The organism is Avibacterium sp. 21-586 (genome assembly GCF_026226775.1).
Taxonomy (GTDB): domain Bacteria; phylum Pseudomonadota; class Gammaproteobacteria; order Enterobacterales; family Pasteurellaceae; genus Avibacterium.
Map to the genome: position 1 here is coordinate 1,262,476 of NZ_JAKKOD010000001.1, position 20,594 is coordinate 1,283,069.

23 protein-coding genes and 4 tRNA genes are annotated in these 20,594 nt (G+C 40.6%); 10 read left to right on the plus strand and 17 right to left on the minus strand.

All coding sequences use genetic code 11. The features are described 5' to 3' along the window. Window positions 1-60 precede the first annotated feature (60 nt). From coaBC to crp, 5 genes are read left to right on the plus strand one after another with little or no spacing between them, the layout of a single operon-like run. Window positions 61-1,266, plus strand: a complete 1,206-nt coding sequence (coaBC, locus tag L5B71_RS05780) for a bifunctional phosphopantothenoylcysteine decarboxylase/phosphopantothenate--cysteine ligase CoaBC (protein WP_265757407.1) — start codon at window positions 61-63, stop codon at window positions 1,264-1,266. Between the two features lie 16 nt (window positions 1,267-1,282). Continuing rightward, window positions 1,283-1,738, plus strand: coding sequence for a dUTP diphosphatase (dut, locus tag L5B71_RS05785; protein WP_265757408.1), 456 nt, complete (start codon window positions 1,283-1,285; stop codon window positions 1,736-1,738). Window positions 1,739-1,745: 7 nt separating this feature from the next. Continuing rightward, a complete protein-coding gene (gene slmA / locus L5B71_RS05790; protein ID WP_265757409.1) occupies window positions 1,746-2,423 on the plus strand; it encodes a nucleoid occlusion factor SlmA in 678 nt (225 codons plus the stop codon). A gap of 21 nt (window positions 2,424-2,444) precedes the next feature. Beyond that, window positions 2,445-2,669 carry a YheU family protein gene (locus tag L5B71_RS05795; protein WP_265757410.1) on the plus strand — a complete coding sequence of 75 codons (225 nt, stop codon included), beginning with the start codon at window positions 2,445-2,447 and terminating at the stop codon, window positions 2,667-2,669. Window positions 2,670-2,684: 15 nt separating this feature from the next. After that, a complete protein-coding gene (crp, locus tag L5B71_RS05800) occupies window positions 2,685-3,332 on the plus strand; it encodes a cAMP-activated global transcriptional regulator CRP (protein ID WP_442780735.1) in 648 nt (215 codons plus the stop codon). An 80-nt stretch (window positions 3,333-3,412) separates the two neighbouring features. On the opposite strand, the gene L5B71_RS05805 is transcribed toward crp, so the two are convergent. From L5B71_RS05805 to cyaY, 4 genes are all read right to left on the minus strand, one after another. Next, entirely contained in the window at window positions 3,413-4,168 is a 756-nt protein-coding gene (locus tag L5B71_RS05805; protein ID WP_265757411.1) for an esterase family protein, read from the minus strand. An 8-nt stretch (window positions 4,169-4,176) separates the two neighbouring features. Further along, window positions 4,177-5,355: an ATP-grasp domain-containing protein gene (locus L5B71_RS05810; RefSeq protein ID WP_265757412.1), complete on the minus strand. Its 1,179-nt coding sequence runs from the start codon at window positions 5,353-5,355 to the stop codon at window positions 4,177-4,179. 817 nt (window positions 5,356-6,172) lie between these two features. Then, complete coding sequence (recQ, locus tag L5B71_RS05815; protein WP_265757413.1) at window positions 6,173-8,017, minus strand: DNA helicase RecQ; 1,845 nt, start codon at window positions 8,015-8,017, stop codon at window positions 6,173-6,175. Between the two features lie 61 nt (window positions 8,018-8,078). After that, window positions 8,079-8,387, minus strand: a complete 309-nt coding sequence (gene cyaY, locus L5B71_RS05820; protein ID WP_265757414.1) for an iron donor protein CyaY — start codon at window positions 8,385-8,387, stop codon at window positions 8,079-8,081. A gap of 149 nt (window positions 8,388-8,536) precedes the next feature. Here cyaY and lptM point away from each other — a divergent pair, with 149 nt between their 5' ends. After that, window positions 8,537-8,656, plus strand: a complete 120-nt coding sequence (gene lptM / locus L5B71_RS05825) for an LPS translocon maturation chaperone LptM (protein ID WP_265757415.1) — start codon at window positions 8,537-8,539, stop codon at window positions 8,654-8,656. 31 nt (window positions 8,657-8,687) lie between these two features. Next, the gene (lysA, locus tag L5B71_RS05830; protein WP_265757416.1) at window positions 8,688-9,938 is read left to right on the plus strand and encodes a diaminopimelate decarboxylase; all 1,251 of its coding nucleotides are present in this window, start codon (window positions 8,688-8,690) and stop codon (window positions 9,936-9,938) included. Between the two features lie 74 nt (window positions 9,939-10,012). On the opposite strand, the gene L5B71_RS05835 is transcribed toward lysA, so the two are convergent. Continuing rightward, window positions 10,013-10,357 (minus strand): carboxymuconolactone decarboxylase family protein, encoded by a 345-nt coding sequence (locus L5B71_RS05835; RefSeq protein ID WP_265757417.1) that lies wholly within the window; start codon window positions 10,355-10,357, stop codon window positions 10,013-10,015. A 154-nt stretch (window positions 10,358-10,511) separates the two neighbouring features. On the opposite strand from L5B71_RS05835, the gene L5B71_RS05840 reads away from it, so the two are divergent. Then, entirely contained in the window at window positions 10,512-11,438 is a 927-nt protein-coding gene (locus L5B71_RS05840) for an AraC family transcriptional regulator (RefSeq protein ID WP_265757418.1), read from the plus strand. Window positions 11,439-11,473: 35 nt separating this feature from the next. Here the strand turns inward: L5B71_RS05840 and L5B71_RS05845 are convergent. The 3 genes from L5B71_RS05845 to L5B71_RS05855 all read right to left on the minus strand — a co-directional run bounded on the left by L5B71_RS05845 (window position 11,474) and on the right by L5B71_RS05855 (window position 11,807). Next, window positions 11,474-11,549: transfer RNA gene (locus L5B71_RS05845), tRNA-Val, on the minus strand. Window positions 11,550-11,616: 67 nt separating this feature from the next. Further along, window positions 11,617-11,692: transfer RNA gene (locus tag L5B71_RS05850), tRNA-Val, on the minus strand. 39 nt (window positions 11,693-11,731) lie between these two features. Then, window positions 11,732-11,807 (minus strand) — tRNA-Val (locus L5B71_RS05855). 176 nt (window positions 11,808-11,983) lie between these two features. On the opposite strand from L5B71_RS05855, the gene gltX reads away from it, so the two are divergent. Both gltX and L5B71_RS05865 read left to right on the plus strand, forming a co-directional pair. Continuing rightward, on the plus strand, window positions 11,984-13,426 hold the full coding sequence (gltX, locus tag L5B71_RS05860) for a glutamate--tRNA ligase (protein ID WP_265757419.1): 1,443 nt from the start codon (window positions 11,984-11,986) through the stop codon (window positions 13,424-13,426). 94 nt (window positions 13,427-13,520) lie between these two features. Next, window positions 13,521-13,596: transfer RNA gene (locus L5B71_RS05865), tRNA-Ala, on the plus strand. Window positions 13,597-13,920: 324 nt separating this feature from the next. On the opposite strand, the gene L5B71_RS05870 is transcribed toward L5B71_RS05865, so the two are convergent. The 9 genes from L5B71_RS05870 to bioD all read right to left on the minus strand — a co-directional run bounded on the left by L5B71_RS05870 (window position 13,921) and on the right by bioD (window position 20,576). Further along, window positions 13,921-14,634 (minus strand): 7-cyano-7-deazaguanine/7-aminomethyl-7-deazaguanine transporter, encoded by a 714-nt coding sequence (locus tag L5B71_RS05870; RefSeq protein ID WP_265757420.1) that lies wholly within the window; start codon window positions 14,632-14,634, stop codon window positions 13,921-13,923. Window positions 14,635-14,806: 172 nt separating this feature from the next. Continuing rightward, window positions 14,807-15,037, minus strand: a complete 231-nt coding sequence (acpP, locus tag L5B71_RS05875) for an acyl carrier protein (protein WP_005544465.1) — start codon at window positions 15,035-15,037, stop codon at window positions 14,807-14,809. Window positions 15,038-15,347: 310 nt separating this feature from the next. After that, on the minus strand, window positions 15,348-16,076 hold the full coding sequence (gene fabG / locus L5B71_RS05880) for a 3-oxoacyl-ACP reductase FabG (RefSeq protein ID WP_265757421.1): 729 nt from the start codon (window positions 16,074-16,076) through the stop codon (window positions 15,348-15,350). Between the two features lie 23 nt (window positions 16,077-16,099). Beyond that, window positions 16,100-17,044 carry an ACP S-malonyltransferase gene (gene fabD, locus L5B71_RS05885; RefSeq protein WP_265757422.1) on the minus strand — a complete coding sequence of 315 codons (945 nt, stop codon included), beginning with the start codon at window positions 17,042-17,044 and terminating at the stop codon, window positions 16,100-16,102. 47 nt (window positions 17,045-17,091) lie between these two features. After that, window positions 17,092-18,042, minus strand: a complete 951-nt coding sequence (locus tag L5B71_RS05890) for a beta-ketoacyl-ACP synthase III (RefSeq protein ID WP_265757423.1) — start codon at window positions 18,040-18,042, stop codon at window positions 17,092-17,094. 30 nt (window positions 18,043-18,072) lie between these two features. After that, window positions 18,073-19,107 carry a phosphate acyltransferase PlsX gene (plsX, locus tag L5B71_RS05895; RefSeq protein ID WP_265757424.1) on the minus strand — a complete coding sequence of 345 codons (1,035 nt, stop codon included), beginning with the start codon at window positions 19,105-19,107 and terminating at the stop codon, window positions 18,073-18,075. 25 nt (window positions 19,108-19,132) lie between these two features. After that, window positions 19,133-19,303, minus strand: a complete 171-nt coding sequence (rpmF, locus tag L5B71_RS05900) for a 50S ribosomal protein L32 (protein ID WP_103853741.1) — start codon at window positions 19,301-19,303, stop codon at window positions 19,133-19,135. Window positions 19,304-19,320: 17 nt separating this feature from the next. Beyond that, on the minus strand, window positions 19,321-19,845 hold the full coding sequence (gene yceD / locus L5B71_RS05905) for a 23S rRNA accumulation protein YceD (protein WP_265757425.1): 525 nt from the start codon (window positions 19,843-19,845) through the stop codon (window positions 19,321-19,323). An 83-nt stretch (window positions 19,846-19,928) separates the two neighbouring features. Next, on the minus strand, window positions 19,929-20,576 hold the full coding sequence (bioD, locus tag L5B71_RS05910; protein WP_265757426.1) for a dethiobiotin synthase: 648 nt from the start codon (window positions 20,574-20,576) through the stop codon (window positions 19,929-19,931). Window positions 20,577-20,594 lie beyond the last annotated feature (18 nt).

A 20,594-nucleotide genomic window follows, 5' to 3' on the forward strand; every position in this document is an offset into this window, starting at 1 on the left:
TTTTATTGGGGAAAATTACAGTAAAATTGACCGCACTTTTAATTAGAATTCATATCCATAATGCAAGATCTTCAAGGAAAACGAATTGTTGTTGGCATAACAGGCGGGATCGCTGCTTATAAAAGTGTTGAGCTCATTCGCTTGTTACGCAAAAGCCAAGCGGAAGTGCGCGTGGTTCTCACACCAGCGGCGGCAGAATTTGTTACGCCACTCACGTTGCAAGCTATTTCAGGCAATGCGGTTGCTCAATCATTGCTTGATCCCCAAGCAGAATTGGCAATGGGGCATATTGAGCTGGCAAAATGGGCGGATCTCATTGTGATCGCCCCTGCCAGTGCAGATTTTATGGCACGCCTAAATGCTGGAATGGCCAATGATCTGCTGACGACTATTTGTCTTGCCACCAGCGCACCGATTTTGATTGCGCCTGCGATGAATCAGCAAATGTTTCGCCAGCCGATTACCCAACAAAATTTGATTAATTTAAAAGCCCGTGGTATTGCTACAATAGGGCCTAACAGTGGTGAACAGGCTTGTGGTGATGTGGGTTTTGGGCGAATGTCAGAACCTGTTGAAATTTATACCGCTCTTTGTGAAATTTTGTTACCCTTGCACGATCTGAGCCACTTAACCATTGCGATCACCGCAGGCCCTACACGTGAAGCCATTGATCCCGTGCGTTACATTAGCAATCATAGTTCAGGAAAAATGGGGTTTGCTATCGCTGAAGCTTTTGCCAAACGGGGGGCGAAAGTCAAGTTAATTGCAGGGCCAGTGAATTTGCCTACGCCTGCTCACGTGGAGCGAATCGATGTGATTTCCGCGCAAGAAATGGCGGAGGTTTCCCTTATGCTACAAGTCGATATTTTTATTGGTTGTGCGGCAGTGGCGGATTACCGTGTTGCTCAAATCGCTGAGCAAAAAATGAAGAAAACTGCCGATAATGATAAGCTCACCTTAGAATTGGTGAAAAACCCTGATATTATTGCGGCAGTGGCGGCACTAAAGGAAAATCGTCCTTTTGTGGTGGGATTTGCCGCAGAAACGCAAAATGTTGCACAATATGCACAAGATAAATTAGTACGTAAAAATTTGGATCTAATCTGTGCGAACGATGTGTCTAATGGGCAAGGCTTTAATGGTGATGACAACCAGCTCCAACTTTTTTGGCGTAATGGCGGCTTACAATTACCACGTAGCAGCAAAAAAGATCTGGCGGTACAACTTGTACAACACATTGTAGAACGCTTTAAAGCTCACGTTTGAACGAAGGAATAAAGGAATGAAAAAGATTGACGTAAAAATTTTAGATAGCCGAATTGGTACAGAATTTCCCTTACCAGCTTATGCCACTAGCGGTTCTGCCGGCTTAGATCTGCGTGCGTTGGTGGAAGAATGTTTTGAAATTCAGCCAGGGGAAACCAAATTGATCCCAACAGGGCTTTCTATTTATATCGCCGATCCTAACCTTGCAGCAGTGATTTTGCCTCGTTCAGGGCTTGGGCATAAACACGGTATCGTGCTCGGGAATTTAGTTGGCTTGATTGATTCGGACTACCAAGGCCCTTTAATGGTATCAATGTGGAACCGTAGTGATCAGTCTTTCAAAGTGGAAGTGGGCGATCGCATTGCACAGCTAGTGTTTGTGCCAGTAGTACAAGCAGAATTTAATATCGTGAGTGATTTTGAACAAACAGAACGTGGCGAAGGTGGATTTGGCCATTCAGGCAAACAATAGAGGGACTATGGTCGAAGAACAACTGGAAATTGCAGGCATTGAGCCTGCACCCGAACAAAAGCTCAGTGAAAAAAATATAGAAAAATCATCAAAAAGCGATAAGCGCAGCGTAAAAGAGCGCCGTCAGCAAGTGCTTACTGTACTCACTCATATGCTTCATTCAGAACAAGGAATGGAACGAATGACGACAGCACGTCTTGCAGAAAAAGTGGGGGTATCTGAAGCGGCATTATATCGTTATTTTCCAAGCAAAACTAAAATGTTCGAGGCCTTGATTGAAAATTTGGAAGGCACGTTATTTAGCCGTATCAACCAATCAATCAAAAACGAAACCAACACAATGAACCGCGTACGAGATATTTTGCAAATGATCTTAGATTTCGCACGCAAAAACCCAGGGCTAACCCGTGTGCTAACAGGCCACGCCTTAATGTTTGAAGATCCCAAATTACAAGCACGCGTAGCACAATTTTTCGATCGTCTAGAATTCCAATTTGTGAATATTTTACAAATGCGTAAACTGCGCGAAGGGCGAGCGTTTAGTATTGACGAACGCATTCTCGCCACTTATCTAGTCAATCTCTGTGAAGGGCAGTTTATGCGTTATGTGCGGTCGAATTTTCGCCATAATTCAAACCAAAACTTTGAACAGCAATGGAAACTTATTGCGGTACACTTTGCATAATAGCAATTTTTAGGTAAGATGATGATTATTCCTTGGCAAGATTTAGAAGAAGAAATGCTCATTAATATTGCAGAAAGTTTCATTCTGCGTGAAGGGACAGATTACGGTGAACGGGAGCTTTCCCTCAAACAGAAAACTCAAAACTTACTGACCGAAATACGTCAAGGAAAGGCTGTAATTGTTTGGTCAGAATTACACGAATCCATTGATATAAAAGATAAAATGGAATTTTCCCAACATAAGTAATACCCAGGAGGACTCGTGCAAGAACAACTCGGACAAATCCACACACCACCAATGGATCCAACAGTCGAATGGTTTCTGTCTCATTGTCATATTCACAGATATCCAGCAAAAAGCTCGCTTATTCACGCCGGTGAGAAGGCTGAGACACTGTATTATTTGATTAAAGGATCTGTTGCCGTATTAGTGAAAGATGATGAGGGTAAAGAAATGATCCTCAGTTATCTCGGACAAGGGGATTTTTTTGGTGAAGCTGGATTATTTCACGAAGGGCAATTACGCTCTGCTTGGATCAAAACTAAAACAGCCTGTGAAGTAGCTGAAATTTCTTATAAAAAATTTCGCCAACTTATCCAAGTGAACCCTGAAGTATTAATGTATCTCACCGCGCAATTAGCAGATCGCCTACAAAACACGTCAAAACAAGTTCGTAATCTTGCTTTTTTAGATGTGACAGGGCGTATTGCTCAAACCCTGCTTAATTTAACAAAAATGCCAGATGCAATGACTCATCCAGAAGGAATGCAGATAAAAATCACCCGCCAAGAAATTGGTCAAATGGTCGGTTGTTCACGAGAAACGGTAGGACGAATTCTAAAAATGCTTGAAGAACAGCATCTCATCTCTGCACGAGGCAAAACTATCGTAGTATATGGCTCTCGTTGATAAAATGGACTGATATTCCAGTCCATTTATTAGTTATAAAAAGGGTAGTTAGAATTTGACTCACTCGTCTTTAATATCTGTTATTTGAGTAATCCCTGTTCCTCTAACTTACCTAAAAAATAAGGCATTTGCACGCGCCACCAAGGCCAGTCGTGATCGACATCTGTCCCCCAGAAGTCAAACCAAGCAGGGATATCTTTGGCTTGGAAAGCTTGTTGTAAGCGTGTGGTGTCGGCGATGTGCTGTTCTTCCCAAGCACCCTGCCCAACGGCTACTATATAATGGTTTTGGCGGTAGCGGTCTAAAAACCACGGGTCGTTTTGATTCCATAAATAATCAATGGGGGAATTAAAATAGACTTCCGCATTGCCGTGAAATTCACCGGTGAAAAAACGGGCATCGTACACGCCGCTTAAGGCGATTGCTGTATCGAAAAGATCGGGGTGGCGTAAGGCGAAGTTAATGGTGTGGAATGCACCCATACTACAACCCGTGGCGATCATAGCCCCTTGCCATTGGGATTCGTGGCGAATTAATGGCACTAACTCATTGATAATATAGCGATCATAAGCATTGTGTGCCTGTGCCATATCTTGCCCTGATTTATAATCCGCCAGCCAAGATTCCTTATCAAAAGAATCAGGGGTGTAAAATTTAAGTAAGCCGCGTTCAATGAAAGAACGGCAGGCATCAATCATTCCAAAATTGCCATATTCGTTTTCATTTCCCCCTGATGAAGGAAAAACAATTACGGGCTTGCCGCTGTGGCCATCGACATTAAAAGGCATTTCGCGGCCGAGTTCTCCGCTCCAATGATGACGGCGTTCAAAAAACATTTTTCCTCCTATTGTTTTTGATGAGCGAATTGAATAATTTCACGCATTTGTTCAAGGCTCGGCGTGCGCGCCAATATTCCTTCCTCTCCCATAATTTTGGCAAAGACGCCCGGCACTTGCTGTACGCTAATGATATTGTGTGGGAATTTTTCGCACACTTCGGCAATGGAATGAGCATAATGCTGATTTGCCTTGCGAGAGATATACACCACATTCCAAGGATGCGAAATTTGCGCGTGGAATTGGTTATCTTTCACAATATGTGCATATTCATTAAATACATCAAAATCATTGGCATAATTCCACATATCAATGGTCAGACCACCCGGTGGGCGACAATTCACTTCTAATGGTAATAATTCGTTGGTTTTCTTCACACGGAAAAACTCGAAATGAAAGAACCGCTCTTTGACATTAAAGGCTTTGACGCATTGTTTGCCGAGTTCTACCAATTTTGGCGAAATTTCACGGGGAACGTAATAGAACATATCGCCGTCTTTTTCTACGGTATCCAGCACCGCTTCGGAATACTCAAGGCTGGAATAAAACACAATATTGCCATCGCGATCCGTTAAGCCGTCAAAGGTAACAATATCGCCGTCAATAAATTCTTCCATAATGTATTCCACGTTGGGATTTTTATGACTGAAGAAGTTTTCCAATTCTTGTGTATTTTTAATCTTATAAGTATCGCTTGCGCCTACGCCAGAATTGGGTTTGATAATCACGGGATAATGTAATTCGTGTGCTAATTTTCTGGCATCTTCATCGCTTTCAAATACACGTCCTTTCGCCACTTTTAAGCCTGTTTGGTGGAAAATTTCTTTCATTTTTGATTTGGTTTTAATGGATTTCATATCTTCATTTTTATAACCAAATACATTGAAATCCGTACGAAGTTTCGCGTCTAGCTCAAGCCAATATTCATTGTGCGATTCAATCCGATCAATGCGCCCATATTTATGTGCAAAATAGCCCAGTGCGCGATAAACCTGATCGTAATCTTCCATATTATCTACGCGATAATACTCCGTCAGCGCATTGCGCAAATTTTCACTTAGTTGATCATAAGGCATGTCGGCAATGCCTAAGGTGTTGAAACCATTTTCCCGCAAGCGCACGGCAAAGGTTTCAAAATTGGTCGGGAAATGGGGTGAAATCATCACAAAGTTTAATGGTCTTGACATAGACTATCCCTTAATCTAAAAAATAACGAAAACGATTGCATTATACAAAAAATCATCAAGTGATAAAAGTAACAACATATAAATTTGAATAAATTGAGTTATTTATTCCTTATTTTTTAGACGTAAACAGAGGGTAATAAATGTAAATATCACTGCGATAAGTAATACGTTTACAATGATTTTCTCTATCGTATTTTTAGGCTTCTTATAAATATTTCATAGTTCAAAGCATAGGTTAAATTAGATACTAAAACTATTATTATATTTTTATTTTCTCATACATTCGTTGTATTTAATTTCTTGCAAAACAGGATCTGGGAATTTAATTTTTCCACTCTGATGATTTGTTTCTATAGCTCGTGAGTAAATTAAACATTTATCTGTATCGAAATCATATTTATCATTTTTCTTGAGTTGAATAGATGTACAAGAAATTAATAAAATGAAACTTAATAAAGTTAGTGTTGTTCTAAGAATGCTCATTATAATAATCCTATAGATATATTAATGTGTGCTACTTTTTTATTTTTAGTGTTTTATAAAAATAAAGTAAAGATAATATGCTGATATAAAAGTAAATGGTTGGTGTTCTAAATATATCTGATAGTATGCTAGAGAAAAAATATACCCCGGAGCAAAAAAATAAAAGTTTTATATGTTTAGATATGTTCATAATGATTTTGTAAATAGTAATTAATAATAATTATTGGCTATTGTAGTGTCAATAGATTTTATTACATACTTTTCATTTTTGTGATTAAATTCACAAAAGAGAGATATGCCAAAGAAGAATAAAATAATAACAATAAAAGTGCGGTTATTTTTCGTTAGATAATTTCAGCGGTTGGCTGTTTTTGGCGCTGAGCGATTTATGCTCTTGAATAATATGCAGGAATGCCTGTCCGAAGCGCGCTAATTTGGTTGCGCCCACGCCGTTGATTTGTAGCATTTCGCGCTTGCTGGTGGGTTGATATTGTGCCATTTCTTGCAAGGTGGCATCGTTGAATACAATATAAGGGGGGATATTTTCCTTGTCGGCAATTTGTTTGCGTAAGAAACGCAGGCGAGCAAACAGATCTTTGTCGTAATTTTGCACCGCACTTTTTTGCGCGCTTTGTGCGGTCATAATGGAAGAAACCCTTGGCATTGCCAGCTCTAAGGGCTGTTCACCACGCAAAATTGGGCGCGCGTTTTCCGTCAGTTGTAACACCGAATGAAATTGATTCATCACTTGTTGCACAAGCCCAAGATGAATCAGCTGGCGGATCACAGACTGCCAATATTCTTTACTTTTGTCTTTGCCAATGCCGTACACGCTGAGCTGATCGTGCTGGTTATCTTTAATTTTTTGATTTTGCATTCCACGTAGCACGCCGATCACATAATGCACACCGAACATTTGCCCTACGCGATAAATGGTGGACATCACTTTTTGTGCGTCAATTAAGCCGTCATATTTTTTTGGCGGATCAAGGCAAATATCGCAGTTTTTGCACGGTGCTTGGCGATGTTCGCCAAAATAATTCAGCAAGACTAAACGGCGGCAGGTTTGGCTTTCGGCAAATTCGCCGATGGCTTCTAATTTATGCTGTTCAATTTGGCGCTGCGGACTTTCTGGTTTTTCCAGCAACATTTTTTGTAACCACGCATAATCGGCGGGTTCGTAAAACAGCACCGCTTCGGCAGGTAAATCATCACGCCCTGCACGCCCTGTTTCTTGGTAATACGCCTCAATACTGCGTGGCAAATCAAAATGCGCCACAAATCGCACATTGGATTTATTAATGCCCATTCCAAAGGCAACGGTTGCCACCACCACTTGCACATTATCACGCTGAAACGCACGCTGCACTTGCTCGCGCTGGCTGGCTTCCATTCCTGCATGATAGGCTTGCGCTGCCACACCTTTTTTACGCAAACTTTCTGCCAAGCGTTCCACTTTGCTACGACTATTGCAATAAACGATACCACTTTTGCCTTTCTGCCCTAGCACAAATTGGCATAGTTGTTCCATTGGTTTAAATTTTTCCACCAAGGTATAGCGAATATTTGGGCGATCAAAACTGCCGATGTAAATATGCGGATTATCCAGTTGCAAATGGTGCAAAATATCTTGCCTTGTGGCACTGTCTGCGGTGGCAGTGAGTGCCATTATTGGAGCATTAGGAAAGCAACGTTTTAAACCACCAAGTTGGGTGTATTCAGGGCGGAAATCGTGTCCCCATTGGGAAATACAATGTGCTTCATCAATGGCAATAAAGCTCACTTGGCAATGAGAAATAAATTGGAAAAAACTGGTTGTCATCGCCTTTTCAGGTGAAATATAAAGCAATTTGAGTTGCCCTGAAATCGCCTTATTTTGCACAATTTGCTGTTGCTCAAAGGTTTGTGTGGAATTGAGATAATCCACTTCAATACCATTGGCAAGCAGTTGATCCACTTGATCTTTCATTAACGAAATCAGCGGCGAAATCACTAAGGTTAGCCCCTGAAAGCAAAGTGCAGGAATTTGATAGCAAAGGGATTTTCCGTTTCCCGTTGCCATAATCACAAGGCTATCTTGGTGTGAAAGGGCGGCGTTGATCACTTCTTCTTGTCCGTTGCGGAAAGATTGGTAACCAAAAACCTCGTTCAAAACCTTAAGTGCGGTGCTTTTTTCCATTATTTTTTGCGAAAAATTGGTTAAAAACGCACCGCACTTTGTTTATTGATGAAATGAGCCATTAGGCGAAATGCACTTGCTCGCCGTGTACGCGACAGGCTTCTTCTAAGCATTGCCAGAATAATTTGCCATCATTGGCGATCCACTCGCCATCTTTAAACGCAAAGTGGAAACCGCCTGCTTTGCTGGCAAGCCAGAGTTCAAGCAACGGCTCTTGCTTGTTTACCACCACTTGGCTGCGATCAGAGAAGGTGATAGTAAACACCGAACCTTGCGTGTCGCAATCCACATCACAATCTTGCTCTTCTAATTGTTCTTCAATTTTGAGCCAAACGAGCTCAATATTTTGATGAAATTCTGTAACGTTCATAATTTTTCCATAAGCGAAATAGGTAAGTCGGAATTATAGAGAGTTTTTGCCATTTATACAAAGCGCAAAATGATGTAAAAAAGAATAGATATTTCTATAAATATCGTTATTATGCGTAAGATTTCTAAGATAAACCAAGAGAATACAAGATGAAAAAACTCATTTTAATCCTTACCTTAGGGGCGATTGCCCTTGCTGCTACAGCTTGTGGGGTAAAAGGCCCGCTTTATTTCCCTGAACAAGACAATTCACAAACGCAACAAAAATAAGAATTAACAATAAGAAGTAAAGGACAATCCGATGGATTTTTTTCAATATAAAGACGATCAACTGATGGCGGAACAAGTACCAGTACGTGAAATTGCCGAACAGTTTGGCACGCCGGCCTATATTTATTCCCGAGCAACCCTTGAGCGCCATTGGCACGCCTTTGATAAGGCGTTGGGCGATCATCCGCACCTCATTTGTTTTGCGGTGAAGTCTAACCCCAATTTAGCGATTTTAAATATTATGTCAAAACTTGGATCGGGCTTTGATATTGTCTCGCAAGGGGAATTAGAACGTGTGTTGGCCGCTGGGGGCGATGCTACCAAAGTGGTGTTTTCTGGTGTGGCAAAATCTGAACCGGAAATTGAACGTGCGTTAAATGTGGGGATTCGTTGCTTTAACGTAGAAAGCCTTGCTGAGCTTTACCGTATTAATGACGTAGCTGGGCGGTTAAATAAAATCGCGCCAATTTCTTTGCGCGTGAATCCAGATGTGGACGCACATACGCACCCTTATATTTCCACAGGTCTGAAAGAAAATAAATTTGGTGTGAGCGTGGATGAAGCGCGTGAAGTGTATCGCATTGCAAGCCAATTACCCCATATCAAAATCACTGGAATGGATTGCCATATTGGTTCGCAACTCACGGAAATTCAGCCATTCCTTGATGCCACAGATCGCTTGATCGTACTAATGCAACAGCTTGCACAAGATGGCATCGAACTAAAACATTTAGATTTAGGCGGCGGCTTAGGTGTAACCTATAAAGATGAAAATGCGCCGCACCCAAGTGAATATGCAAAAGCGTTATTAGCTAAATTAAAAGATTATCCAAACTTGGAAATTATTCTTGAGCCGGGGCGTGCAATCAGCGCCAATGCAGGGATTTTGCTCACCAAAGTAGAATACCTAAAAAGCAATGAAAGCCGTAATTTTGCCATTGTGGATACGGGAATGAACGATATGATTCGCCCAGCGTTGTATCAAGCTTATATGAATATTATTGAAGTGGATCGCAGCTTGCCGCGCGAAAGAAAAGTCTATGATGTGGTCGGCCCAATTTGCGAAACCTCTGATTTCTTAGGCAAACAGCGTGAACTGGCAATTGCCCAAGGGGATCTCATCGCCCAGCGTTCTGCCGGTGCTTACGGCGCAAGTATGGCGTCCACTTACAACTCACGCCCAAGAGCGATTGAAGTGATGGTGGACGGCGATCAAGCTCATCTCATCAAACGCCGAGAAACCTATCCTGAATTATGGCAGTTAGAGCAAGTATTACCTTAATAGACTAAATGATACACATAGAAATCCCTTGCTAAATGCAAGGGATTTTTTATAAAAACGAGAAATGTGCCAGATTATTCTTGCGAAGAGTGCACATTAAAGGCTTCTAATGCGCGTAAGGAATAGGTATAAGCTGCGCCTGCATTTAATGCTATCGCAGTGGCTAACGCAGCAGCAACTTCTTGTTCTGTTGCCCCTGCTTTTACCGCCTCATCGGCATGTACTGAAATACAACTTTCGCAACGCGTAGTTACCGCAACAGCCAATGCAATTAATTCTCTTGTTTTTGCATCAAGTACAGAGTCATCAATAGCTTGTGACAATGCACCATAAGCCTGTAACATTTTAGGATATTTTTTACCTAATTCACCAAAAGATTTTTTTACGTGAGTTTCTTCCACTTTCCAGTCTTTAAACATCTTGTTGTCCTTATTTTATGTAATGAAATATAATAAACTGCGATAATTATTATGAGATTATTTGTTGGTGTATTCTTAACAAATAAACGCAAAAATAAGTTAAAAAGTCTAAAAAATACGGTATGATATCCCTTTTTTATCGTCAGAGGGATTCATGGACGTACTGGATCATTTAATCGAATTAGCCCAAATTGAAGGGGAAATTCATACACATTGTTTATTCCAAGGAAATTGGCGCTCTCATCAGCCAAGTGCGTTGCAAAATATGGGGGTTTTTCATATTATTTCTCGTGGCGAATGTGAAGTTTTTCTTAATAATAAAAAATTCAATTTACAGCAAGGGGATCTCTTCTTTCTCCCAGCTGGTGATGAACATTACATCCAAAGTAAAGATTTTCAGTACTCACAAACAACCCCAAATCAGAATCCCACAATAAAAACGATTGGAGTTTCTTGGCAACTTGCAACTAACATCGTGACTCAGGCTGATTTTGAAATGTTCTGCGGTGCATTTTATTATGATAAAGAATCTATATTATTCAAAATATTACCTCCTTTCTTGCACCTAGCGACACATACACCAATGATAGCAATGTTATTGGATTTATTTCGTTTTGAAATATCCCAACAAGAAAATGAATTAGGTAGAAAATATGTAATCAATTCATTATGTGCGGTACTTTTTTGTAATATTTTACGCCAATACATAAAAGAACATACAACACAAATTGGCTTGTTAGCAGGTTTGCAAGATAAAAGATTATCAGCCGTCATAGAACACATTTTAAAAAATCCAGCATTTGACTGGAATATGGAAAATCTTGCTCAATTAGCTAATATGTCACGCGCTAATTTTATTCGAATATTTCAAAAAGTAATCGGCATTACACCTGGTAAATTCATTACTCAAATACGAATGCAACAAGCATCGATACTACTTAAATCAACACAAAAAAATATTATTGCCATAGCATTAGAGCTTGGATATCAATCAGAAGCATATTTCAGTCGAGCATTTAAAAAATACTATGGAATCTCGCCAAATAAGTATAGAAAAGATTATGCTAAACAGGAAAAGTAGAGATAACGTTATGTCTATCATAACAAGAATAAAAGTGGTGGGCGATACCGGTCTCGAACCAGTGACCCCCTCCTTGTAAGGGAGGTGCTCTCCCAACTGAGCTAATCGCCCGACAGAATGCTATTACTAGCTATCGGATTTAACTTTGTAAAAGTTAAACTGGGAATTTAAACTAGCGTGGTGGGCGATACCGGTCTCGAACCAGTGACCCCCTCCTTGTAAGGGAGGTGCTCTCCCAACTGAGCTAATCGCCCACGTTAGTTTAAATATTACAACACAAGCCTTAAAAAAAGTGGTGGGCGATACCGGTCTCGAACCAGTGACCCCCTCCTTGTAAGGGAGGTGCTCTCCCAACTGAGCTAATCGCCCTTGTGTTGTGGGTTGGCATTATAAGAGTTCTCAAAGTACAGTCAATAAGTTTTTGCATATTTTTGTTTAAGTGTTGTAAAAATAAACATAAAATTGCTTTTTTTATCGTGAATTAGATGAACTCATAGTACAATACCGCCAATTTAATTTTACTGTAAATATAGGTTATAAATAGAATGAAAGCAGAACCGCTATTTAATTTAGATCCGTCCGTGAAAGTTCGCACTCGCTTTGCACCTAGCCCAACAGGTTATTTACACGTTGGTGGTGCAAGAACCGCATTATATTCTTGGTTATTTGCAAAGCATAACCAAGGTGAATTTGTATTACGCATTGAAGATACTGATTTAGAACGTTCTACGCCAGAAGCCACGCAAGCGATTTTAGAAGGCATGGAATGGCTTAATTTGGCTTGGGAGCACGGCCCTTATTACCAGACGAAGCGTTTTGATCGTTATAATCAAGTGATTGATCAAATGCTAGAACAAGGCTTAGCTTATCGTTGTTATTGTTCCAAGGAGCGCTTAGAAAATTTACGCAACGAGCAAGAAAAAAATAAAGGAAAACCACGTTATGATGGCTATTGCTTACATCACACGCCTGAGAGTCCAGATGCCCCTCACGTTGTGCGTTTCAAAAATCCACAAGAAGGTTCAGTGGTATTTGATGATGCCGTGCGTGGACGCATTGAGATCAGCAACAGTGAGCTTGATGATTTAATTATCCGCCGCACTGATGGTTCACCAACATATAACTTCTGTGTAGTGATTGATGACTGGGATATGGGCATTACACACGTTGTACGCGGCGAAGACCATATCAATAATACCCCACGTCAAATTAATATTTTGCAGGCGTTAAATGCGCCAATTCCAACCTATGCACACGTTTCAATGATCCTAGGTGATGACGGGCAGAAATTGTCTAAACGCCATGGTGCAGTGAGCGTAATGCAATATCGAGATGATGGTTTTCTCCCTGAAGCCTTGCTTAACTATTTAGTACGTTTAGGTTGGGGGCATGGTGATCAAGAGATTTTCTCCGTAGAAGAAATGATCAAGCTATTTGAATTAACTCAGGTAAGCAAATCTGCCAGCGCATTTAACACAGAAAAATTGTTATGGTTAAACCATCATTATATTCGTGAATTACCGCCTGAATATGTGGCTAAACACCTTGCTTGGCATTATCAACACCAAGGCATTGATACCAGCAATGGACCAGCCTTAAGCGAGATTGTTGTAATGCTCGGTGAGCGCTGTAAGACGTTAAAAGAAATGGCAACTGCAAGCCGTTACTTCTTTGAAGATTTTGAGCATTTTGACGAAAGTGCGGTGAAAAAACATTTTAAATCAGGTTCGGTTGAGGCACTTGAAAAAGTCAAAGAAAAATTGACCGCACTTTCGCAATGGACTCTTGAGCCAATTCACCAAGCTATTGAACAAACGGCGGAAGAACTCGGCGTAGGAATGGGCAAAGTAGGAATGCCATTACGCGTAGCGGTAACAGGTGCAGGGCAATCTCCGTCAATGGACGTAACCCTAGTTGGCATCGGGCGTGATCGCTCTCTCGCTCGCATTCAAAAAGCCATTGATTTCATCAAGACACAAAACGCCTAATATAAAGCGCTTAATATTTAAGCTAGCGAATGAATGCAGTGAATTTAATATTGACAGCATTCATTCTGCTAATTATTATAAACGACACATCTACGGGGATATAGCTCAGTTGGGAGAGCGCTTGAATGGCATTCAAGAGGTCGTCGGTTCGATCCCGATTATCTCCACCAAATTACTAATTCATAGTAGTTCAGACTAATTGAAAAAAGTTTAAGAAGCCTTGTAAATCAAGGCTTTTTGTCTCTTATGGCCTATTAACATTTATTTTTCTCTGATTAATTAGTGATTTTAGTTGTTGATTATTCGTGACACAAAATGGCTAGAATGATTACTTCTGAAATGCTTAAATTGCTCATCTCTAACATAAGATAGCTGTAGTAACAGTGTGCAGTGTGTATAAAAACATTATTAGGTGCAATTTTCCCTTTAATAACAGGGAGTTGCTGGCAAGAAGAATCAATCTAGTCCATTATATGTCAAATCGAATATTTTCTCTAATATGAGCTAACAGTGATATTTTTTTGCGAGATTCTTTGTAATGTACGTAAAATTATATTTAATGCTACTCCATAGGCAGGCACGAAAAGGACGATACCAACAAACAGTTTAAATAGATAGTCTACAAAGCCAAGCTCAAACCAATTTTCAGCCATAAATGGATCTGAGCTAGCATAAAATGCTACGGAGAAAAAGAGGAAAGTGTCTGCCATTGAGCCGAAAACCATTGAACTTGTTGGTGCAATCCACCAAGTTTTCAGTTGGCGTAATCGATTGAATACTAAGACATCTAACAATTGACCAAAAGCATAGGCTACAAAGCTTGCGATTGCAATACGAAAAACAAAACTATTGAATGTAAGCAGGGCATCAAGGCCTTGATATTGACTATCTGAAAATAGCGTAGAGACCACATAACTAATAATGAGTGCAGGGAACATTACGACAAAAATAATCCAACGAGCCTCTTTGGCGCCAAAAATGCGTACAGTAAGATCGGTGGCCAGAAAAATAAAAGGAAAGGATAGTGTTCCCAAAGTGCTGTGAAAAGAAAAGTCCGTAGTACCAAATACATTCAGTGGCAAGTGAATTTCAAAGGGTATCTGCACCAAATAATTACTGGCAGTGATAATCAAAATGTGGAAAAAGCTCAAAATAATTAAGGCGTTTTTTTTCTGTTGCTCACTAAAGAGCGGTAAGTTTGTTTTCATTTGTGTACCTTTTTGTTAAATCTATTGGGGTGAGGGAACCCAAGTTAATGGAATGGATTGCTCCGCTAAAATTAGAGATGCGAAATAATACGGATTTTTAGCAAGAATTCAAGCGATAGAGCAAAAAAGTGCAGGGAAAAATTAAGGCGGTTTTTACACCGCCTTAATGTGATTATTGGTTGTTTTGAACGTAGTCAATTGCTGATTGAACAGTCGTGATTTTTTCTGCTTCTTCATCAGGAATTTCGATATCGAATTCTTCTTCTAAAGCCATCACTAATTCAACAGTGTCTAAAGAGTCTGCACCTAAATCTTCAACGAAAGAAGCTTCTGGTTTAACGTCTTCTTCTTTAACACCTAATTGTTCAACAATGATTTTTTTTACGCGTTCTTCAATGCTCATTTGCTTTTCCTATTATAGTTAGCCATAAAATAATGGTTTTATAGTGTATGTATTTTTAGCTAAGTTGCAACCTATTTTTGCAAGGTCAAACCACAAATCAGCGGTAAAAATACATTCGCTAAAAATAAGTTACGTTACTTTGCTAACGCAACAGCCAACGTAAACAATTTACATCGCTAGGGGCGATTTTAGCATTAAGCCCCCCGCTTGGCTATGCTTTCGTGCAAGAAATTGTTTTAAATCAAAGATTAAACAGAAAATCTTTCCTGTCTTGGAATAAATTTTCCTTTTAAATCTTAGTGTTATGGCATTACGCCATATACATTCCACCATTAACGTGTAAGGTAGAACCGGTGATATAACCTGCATCATCAGAGGCTAAAAATGCCACCGCTTTGGCAATATCTTTTGGTTCGCCTAAACGTCCAGCAGGCACGTTAGCCAAGGTTGCCGCTTTTTGTTCTTCCGTTAATGCATCTGTCATATCTGTTGCAATAAAGCCAGGAGCAATCACGTTTACGGTGATTCCACGCGAAGCCACTTCTTTGGCAAGGGCTTTGCTGAAACCAATTAAACCTGCTTTTGCCGCACAATAGTTCGCTTGTCCTGGGTTACCCATTGAGCCAACCACCGAACCAATGGTGATAATGCGCCCAAAACGTTTTTTCATCATTGAACGTAACATTGCTTTGGAAAGATGGAATACCGATGTGAGATTGGTTTGTAAAATATCAAACCATTCTTCATCTTTCATTCGCATTAATAGGTTATCACGGGTGATTCCTGCATTATTGACAAGAATATCAATATCGCCGAAATCAGCTTTGATTTGTGCAAGCACAGCATCAATAGATTGTGCGTCCGCAACATTTAACACAAGGCCTTTACCTTTTTCTCCTAAGTAAGCTGAAATGCTTTCAGCCCCTTTTTCAGATGTAGCTGTGCCGATCACAAATGCGCCTTTTGCACTTAATTCTTCTGCAATCGCGCGTCCAATTCCACGGGTTGCTCCTGTTACTAACGCAATTTTACCTTGCATAATTGTTCTCCTAATTGTCTTTTTTAGGCTTCGGTTAATACCGCGTGCGCTTTTTCTAGCGATGCTACATCATTGACGGCAACGGCGGTTAATTCTTTCACAATACGGCTTGTTAAACCGGTAAGCACTTTATTTGGGCCAATTTCTACTAACACTTCAATACCATTTTGTGCCATTTTTTCTACGGTTTCAGTCCAACGTACAGGGCTGTATAGCTGACGAATAAGTGCGGTGCGAATTTCTTCACTTTTTTCTTCTGTTTTCACATCAACATTATTGATCACCGCAACTTCAGGGGCTTTAATGGTAATGCTTTCTAAAGATACGGCAAGTTGATCCGCCGCTGGTTTCATTAAGGTACAGTGAGAAGGTACGCTCACTGCTAAAGGTAAGGCACGTTTTGCACCTGCTTCTTTACAGGCTGCTGCAGCACGTTCTACGGCGGCTTTTGCGCCTGCAATCACCACTTGTCCTGGGGAGTTAAAATTCACCGCGGAAACCACTTCACCTTGTTCGGCGTCTTTACAAGCGTTGATGATTGACTCGTTATCTAAACCAATAATGGCATACATTGCACCAGTGCCTTCTGGCACTGCTTGTTGCATTAATTTTCCGCGTAATTCCACTAATTTAATGGCATCTTGGAAATCAATGACACCTGCACAAACTAGCGCAGAATATTCTCCAAGGCTATGGCCTGCCATTACGCTTGGTTTTAAATCTGGATATTGTTGTTGCCAAACACGATAAATTGCCACGGAAGCGGCTAAAAGTGCGGGCTGAGTTTGCCAAGTTTTGTTTAATTCTTCCGCTGGGCCTTGTTGTACGAGTTGCCATAAATCATAGCCAAGCACTTCAGAGGCTTGCTTAAAGGTTTGTTCTACAACGGGAAATTGATTAGCTAAATCCGCTAACATTCCCACTACTTGAGATCCTTGTCCTGGGAAAACCATTGCAAATTTTTTCATTCTTATATCCTATTTTCGATTTTGAGTTGCTATTTTAGCAGATAAATTTAAAAACGAACTAAGGCTGCGCCCCAAGTCCAACCACCGCCAAAGGCTTCTAATAAGAGTAATTGACCACGCTGAATACGCCCATCACGCACTGCTTCATCAAGAGCAGTTGGCACGGTGGCAGCACTGGTGTTACCGTAGCGATCAAGGGTAATCACTACTTGCGATATATCCATTTCTAGTTTTTTCGCGGTGGCACTGATAATGCGTAAGTTCGCTTGATGTGGCACTAACCAGTCAATATCTTTTTTATCTAACTTATTGAAAGCAAGGGTTTCTTCCACCACGTTTGATAATTGGCTCACCGCCAATTTGAAAGTGGCATTGCCTTGCATTGAGATATAACCAGAATGCGCATCGTTAGGTTCAGCCTGTGGTAACACGAGCATATTCTCGGTATCAGGCGAAGCGTGTAAGTGGGTGGAAATAATGCCTGTATTTTCATCGGCTTCTAAAATTACCGCACCTGCACCATCACCAAATAACACCACGGTGCTGCGATCGCTTTCATCAAGATGATGTGAGTTTAAATCCGCACCGATTACCAAGGCTTTTTTCACTTGCCCGTTACGCACGAATTGATCCGCTACTGAAAGGGCATACACAAAACCAGTACAAGCAGCGGCAACATCAAAGGCAATGGCGTCTTTAATGCCAAGAATACCTTGAATTTGACAAGCTGCACTTGGGTAAGAGTGTGAGTTCGTGGTTGTGCCAACCACAATGAGATCGATTTCTTGTGGATCAATATTGGCCATAGCTAAGGCATTTTGTGCTGCCGCTGCGCTCATTGTTGCAACGGTTTCATCCTCACCTGCAATACGGCGTTCTTTAATGCCTGAGCGCGTGGTGATCCACTCATCGGAGGTATCCACCATTTTTTCTAAATCGGCATTTGTTCTTACTTGTTCTGGCACATAGCTACCAGTGGCTAAAATTCTACTATACATAACAATTTCTAATGATTAATGAATTGAAAGCTAATATCTTTGCAAGCCAGCTAAAATCTTTTCAGGGATTTTTTGTCTTGCTTGCTGTGCCGCATCAGCAATGGCGTAAGCAAAGCCATCAATGTTAGCACTGCCGTGGCTTTTGACTACCACAGCGGTTAAACCAATTAATGACGCGCCGTTATATTGGTCTGGATTAATTTGTTTTAAGCGTTGATAGCTCCCTTTCAACAAGAAAGTTCGCACAAACCAGCGAAAAATTGGTTTTAAAATATGATTTGTTTTATTCAATGTTGGGCTGCCTTTGAATAAAGAAATCACATTCTTTGCTGCGCCCTCTAAGGTTTTTAATGCTACATTGCCCACAAAGCCGTCATTGACAATCACATCAGCTTTGCCATTGAGCAATAAATCTCCCTCAATAAAACCAATGTAATTTAAGGTTGGATTTTGCTTCAATAATTCCGCTGCATCACGAATAGATTTATAACCTTTAATTTCTTCAATGCCAATATTTAGCAACGCAATACGCGGAAAAACCAGATCTAAACAGTTCTCGGCAAAAATTGATCCCATTAATGCAAATTGATAGAGATTTTCTGCACTACATTCAATATTTGCACCAAGATCAAGCATTACGGCGCGATCGCCATTCATTGTGGGGATCACAGAAATTAACGCAGGACGCTCAATCCCTTTCAGCGGTTGTAATAAAATTTTGGCTAAGCCCATTAATGCAGCCGTATTGCCTGCACTCACGCACGCCTGCGCCTCACCTTTTTGCACGGACTCAATGGCTAAACGCATTGATGTACCTTTGCTATGGCGTAGGGCATAAGATAAACCTTGGGTGTTTTCAATAATTCTGCTGCAATGGCAAACCTTGATGCGATCTTGCAACGTAGTCGGGGTATTTTCTAATAAAGGGAGAATTTTTTGGCTATCACCAAATAATAAAAGAGAAAGCATCGGATCTTGTTCCAACGCTTTTATGGATGCTGGGATAGTAACACGGGGACCAATGTCCCCGCCCATCACATCTAACGCAAGGGTTAGACGGCTCAAGTGAATACCTTATACAAAAAAGGAATTACTTGTTGATCACTTTACGACCGCGGTAGTAACCGTCAGCAGTAACGTGGTGACGTAAATGGGTTTCGCCAGTTGCTTTATCTACTGATACTGCTGCAGTAGTTAAGGCATCGTGTGAACGACGCATATCACGACGTGAACGAGATTTTTTATTTTGTTGAACAGCCATTGGCTATACTCCTAAATTTACTTTTGCTTTAAACTAGCTAATACAGCGAACGGGTTCGGTTTTTTTGCCAATTCTTCGGGCAATTCGCCAAAAACCTGTTCAGCCACGGACACTTCACAGTGTTCAGATGAATGCATCGGCACAATCGGCAGACATAACATCAATTCATCTTCAATTGTTGCCAGTAAATCTATTTCCCCAAACTCATTAAGTTCAATAGGTTCATAAATCTCTGGTAACGCATCGGCTTGATCCAAATTAGAAACAGGGCTATATGCAAACTCGGCTTCCAAGATTTGGTCAAAAGGTTCACCGCAGCGCTGACAAGTGAGTTCCACTTCAACCTGAGCTTTGCCTTTCATTACCACTAATTTTTGTGGATCAATGAAAAATGATAATGTTACCTGTGCATCGCTGAGCACTTTATTTACTGATTCAGCTAGGCGACCAAGTTGGTTGATTGCATAATAGCCATCATAATCCAATCTACGCTGCGCATCCTTTACTGGATCAGTTGTAAGGGGTAGTTTTACCTTTTGCATAGGGCGTGCATATTACCTTTTGATGTTCAATTAGTCAAAGGAAATTATGATTTTTTATGCGAAAAGTGCGAATTTCCTTTTTCTTAAATTTGATCTTGTTTTTCTAAACGGAAAAATTCCGCTTGGGGAAAATGTTGGTGCAAATAATTTTCTAAATAACGTGCCGTTTCATCATTGATGGTTTCATCACCTAATGGATAGCGATTATAAATTAATCCTTTTAATTCAATATGATACTGCTTGCAGGCTAACAAACTGAGTAAAGTATGATTAATGCTGCCCAGTTTTCCTGACGTTACTAAAATCACAGGATACTCTTGCATGGCTACATAATCTAAGGTGGTGTGCTGTTCATCATAAGGTACGCACAAGCCACCTGCACCTTCCAATAGCACATAATCATAACGCGCAGCCAGCTCATCCGTTGCTTGGCGGATAAGTGCGGTGCAAATTTCACGATTTTCTAGGCGAGCAGCGAGATGCGGCGAACAAGGGTAAGAAAATAAATAAGGGCAGGTTAACCCTTCTTGATCTTCGGGTAATAGGTCAATGCCTTGCAATTTGCGGTGTTGTAGAATGTCTTCAGAAATTTCTTCACAGCCTGTTTGGATCATTTTTTGCGTGATCACCGAAAAACCTTGTTCGGCGAGTTTTTTCGCATACCAGCCTGTCGCAATGGTTTTTCCTACATCGGTATCAATCCCTGAGATAAATAACACTTGTCCTGCCATTTTGCTTTCTCCTTAATT

What these genes read in the sequence shown, in the direction of transcription:
- lptM (WP_265757415.1), top strand. Translation starts at nt 8,537, where the DNA reads ATGAAAAAACTCATTTTAATCCTTACCTTAGGGGCGATTGCCCTTGCT.
- cyaY (WP_265757414.1), bottom strand. Translation starts at nt 8,387, where the DNA reads ATGAACGTTACAGAATTTCATCAAAATATTGAGCTCGTTTGGCTCAAA.
- L5B71_RS05805 (WP_265757411.1), bottom strand. Translation starts at nt 4,168, where the DNA reads ATGTTTTTTGAACGCCGTCATCATTGGAGCGGAGAACTCGGCCGCGAA.
- L5B71_RS05870 (WP_265757420.1), bottom strand. Translation starts at nt 14,634, where the DNA reads ATGAAAACAAACTTACCGCTCTTTAGTGAGCAACAGAAAAAAAACGCC.
- lysA (WP_265757416.1), top strand. Translation starts at nt 8,688, where the DNA reads ATGGATTTTTTTCAATATAAAGACGATCAACTGATGGCGGAACAAGTA.
- fabG (WP_265757421.1), bottom strand. Translation starts at nt 16,076, where the DNA reads ATGCAAGGTAAAATTGCGTTAGTAACAGGAGCAACCCGTGGAATTGGA.
- dut (WP_265757408.1), top strand. Translation starts at nt 1,283, where the DNA reads ATGAAAAAGATTGACGTAAAAATTTTAGATAGCCGAATTGGTACAGAA.
- L5B71_RS05890 (WP_265757423.1), bottom strand. Translation starts at nt 18,042, where the DNA reads ATGTATAGTAGAATTTTAGCCACTGGTAGCTATGTGCCAGAACAAGTA.
- yceD (WP_265757425.1), bottom strand. Translation starts at nt 19,845, where the DNA reads ATGCAAAAGGTAAAACTACCCCTTACAACTGATCCAGTAAAGGATGCG.
- rpmF (WP_103853741.1), bottom strand. Translation starts at nt 19,303, where the DNA reads ATGGCTGTTCAACAAAATAAAAAATCTCGTTCACGTCGTGATATGCGT.
- acpP (WP_005544465.1), bottom strand. Translation starts at nt 15,037, where the DNA reads ATGAGCATTGAAGAACGCGTAAAAAAAATCATTGTTGAACAATTAGGT.
- L5B71_RS05835 (WP_265757417.1), bottom strand. Translation starts at nt 10,357, where the DNA reads ATGTTTAAAGACTGGAAAGTGGAAGAAACTCACGTAAAAAAATCTTTT.
- fabD (WP_265757422.1), bottom strand. Translation starts at nt 17,044, where the DNA reads ATGAAAAAATTTGCAATGGTTTTCCCAGGACAAGGATCTCAAGTAGTG.
- recQ (WP_265757413.1), bottom strand. Translation starts at nt 8,017, where the DNA reads ATGGAAAAAAGCACCGCACTTAAGGTTTTGAACGAGGTTTTTGGTTAC.
- L5B71_RS05840 (WP_265757418.1), top strand. Translation starts at nt 10,512, where the DNA reads ATGGACGTACTGGATCATTTAATCGAATTAGCCCAAATTGAAGGGGAA.
- L5B71_RS05795 (WP_265757410.1), top strand. Translation starts at nt 2,445, where the DNA reads ATGATTATTCCTTGGCAAGATTTAGAAGAAGAAATGCTCATTAATATT.
- bioD (WP_265757426.1), bottom strand. Translation starts at nt 20,576, where the DNA reads ATGGCAGGACAAGTGTTATTTATCTCAGGGATTGATACCGATGTAGGA.
- coaBC (WP_265757407.1), top strand. Translation starts at nt 61, where the DNA reads ATGCAAGATCTTCAAGGAAAACGAATTGTTGTTGGCATAACAGGCGGG.
- gltX (WP_265757419.1), top strand. Translation starts at nt 11,984, where the DNA reads ATGAAAGCAGAACCGCTATTTAATTTAGATCCGTCCGTGAAAGTTCGC.
- L5B71_RS05810 (WP_265757412.1), bottom strand. Translation starts at nt 5,355, where the DNA reads ATGTCAAGACCATTAAACTTTGTGATGATTTCACCCCATTTCCCGACC.
- slmA (WP_265757409.1), top strand. Translation starts at nt 1,746, where the DNA reads ATGGTCGAAGAACAACTGGAAATTGCAGGCATTGAGCCTGCACCCGAA.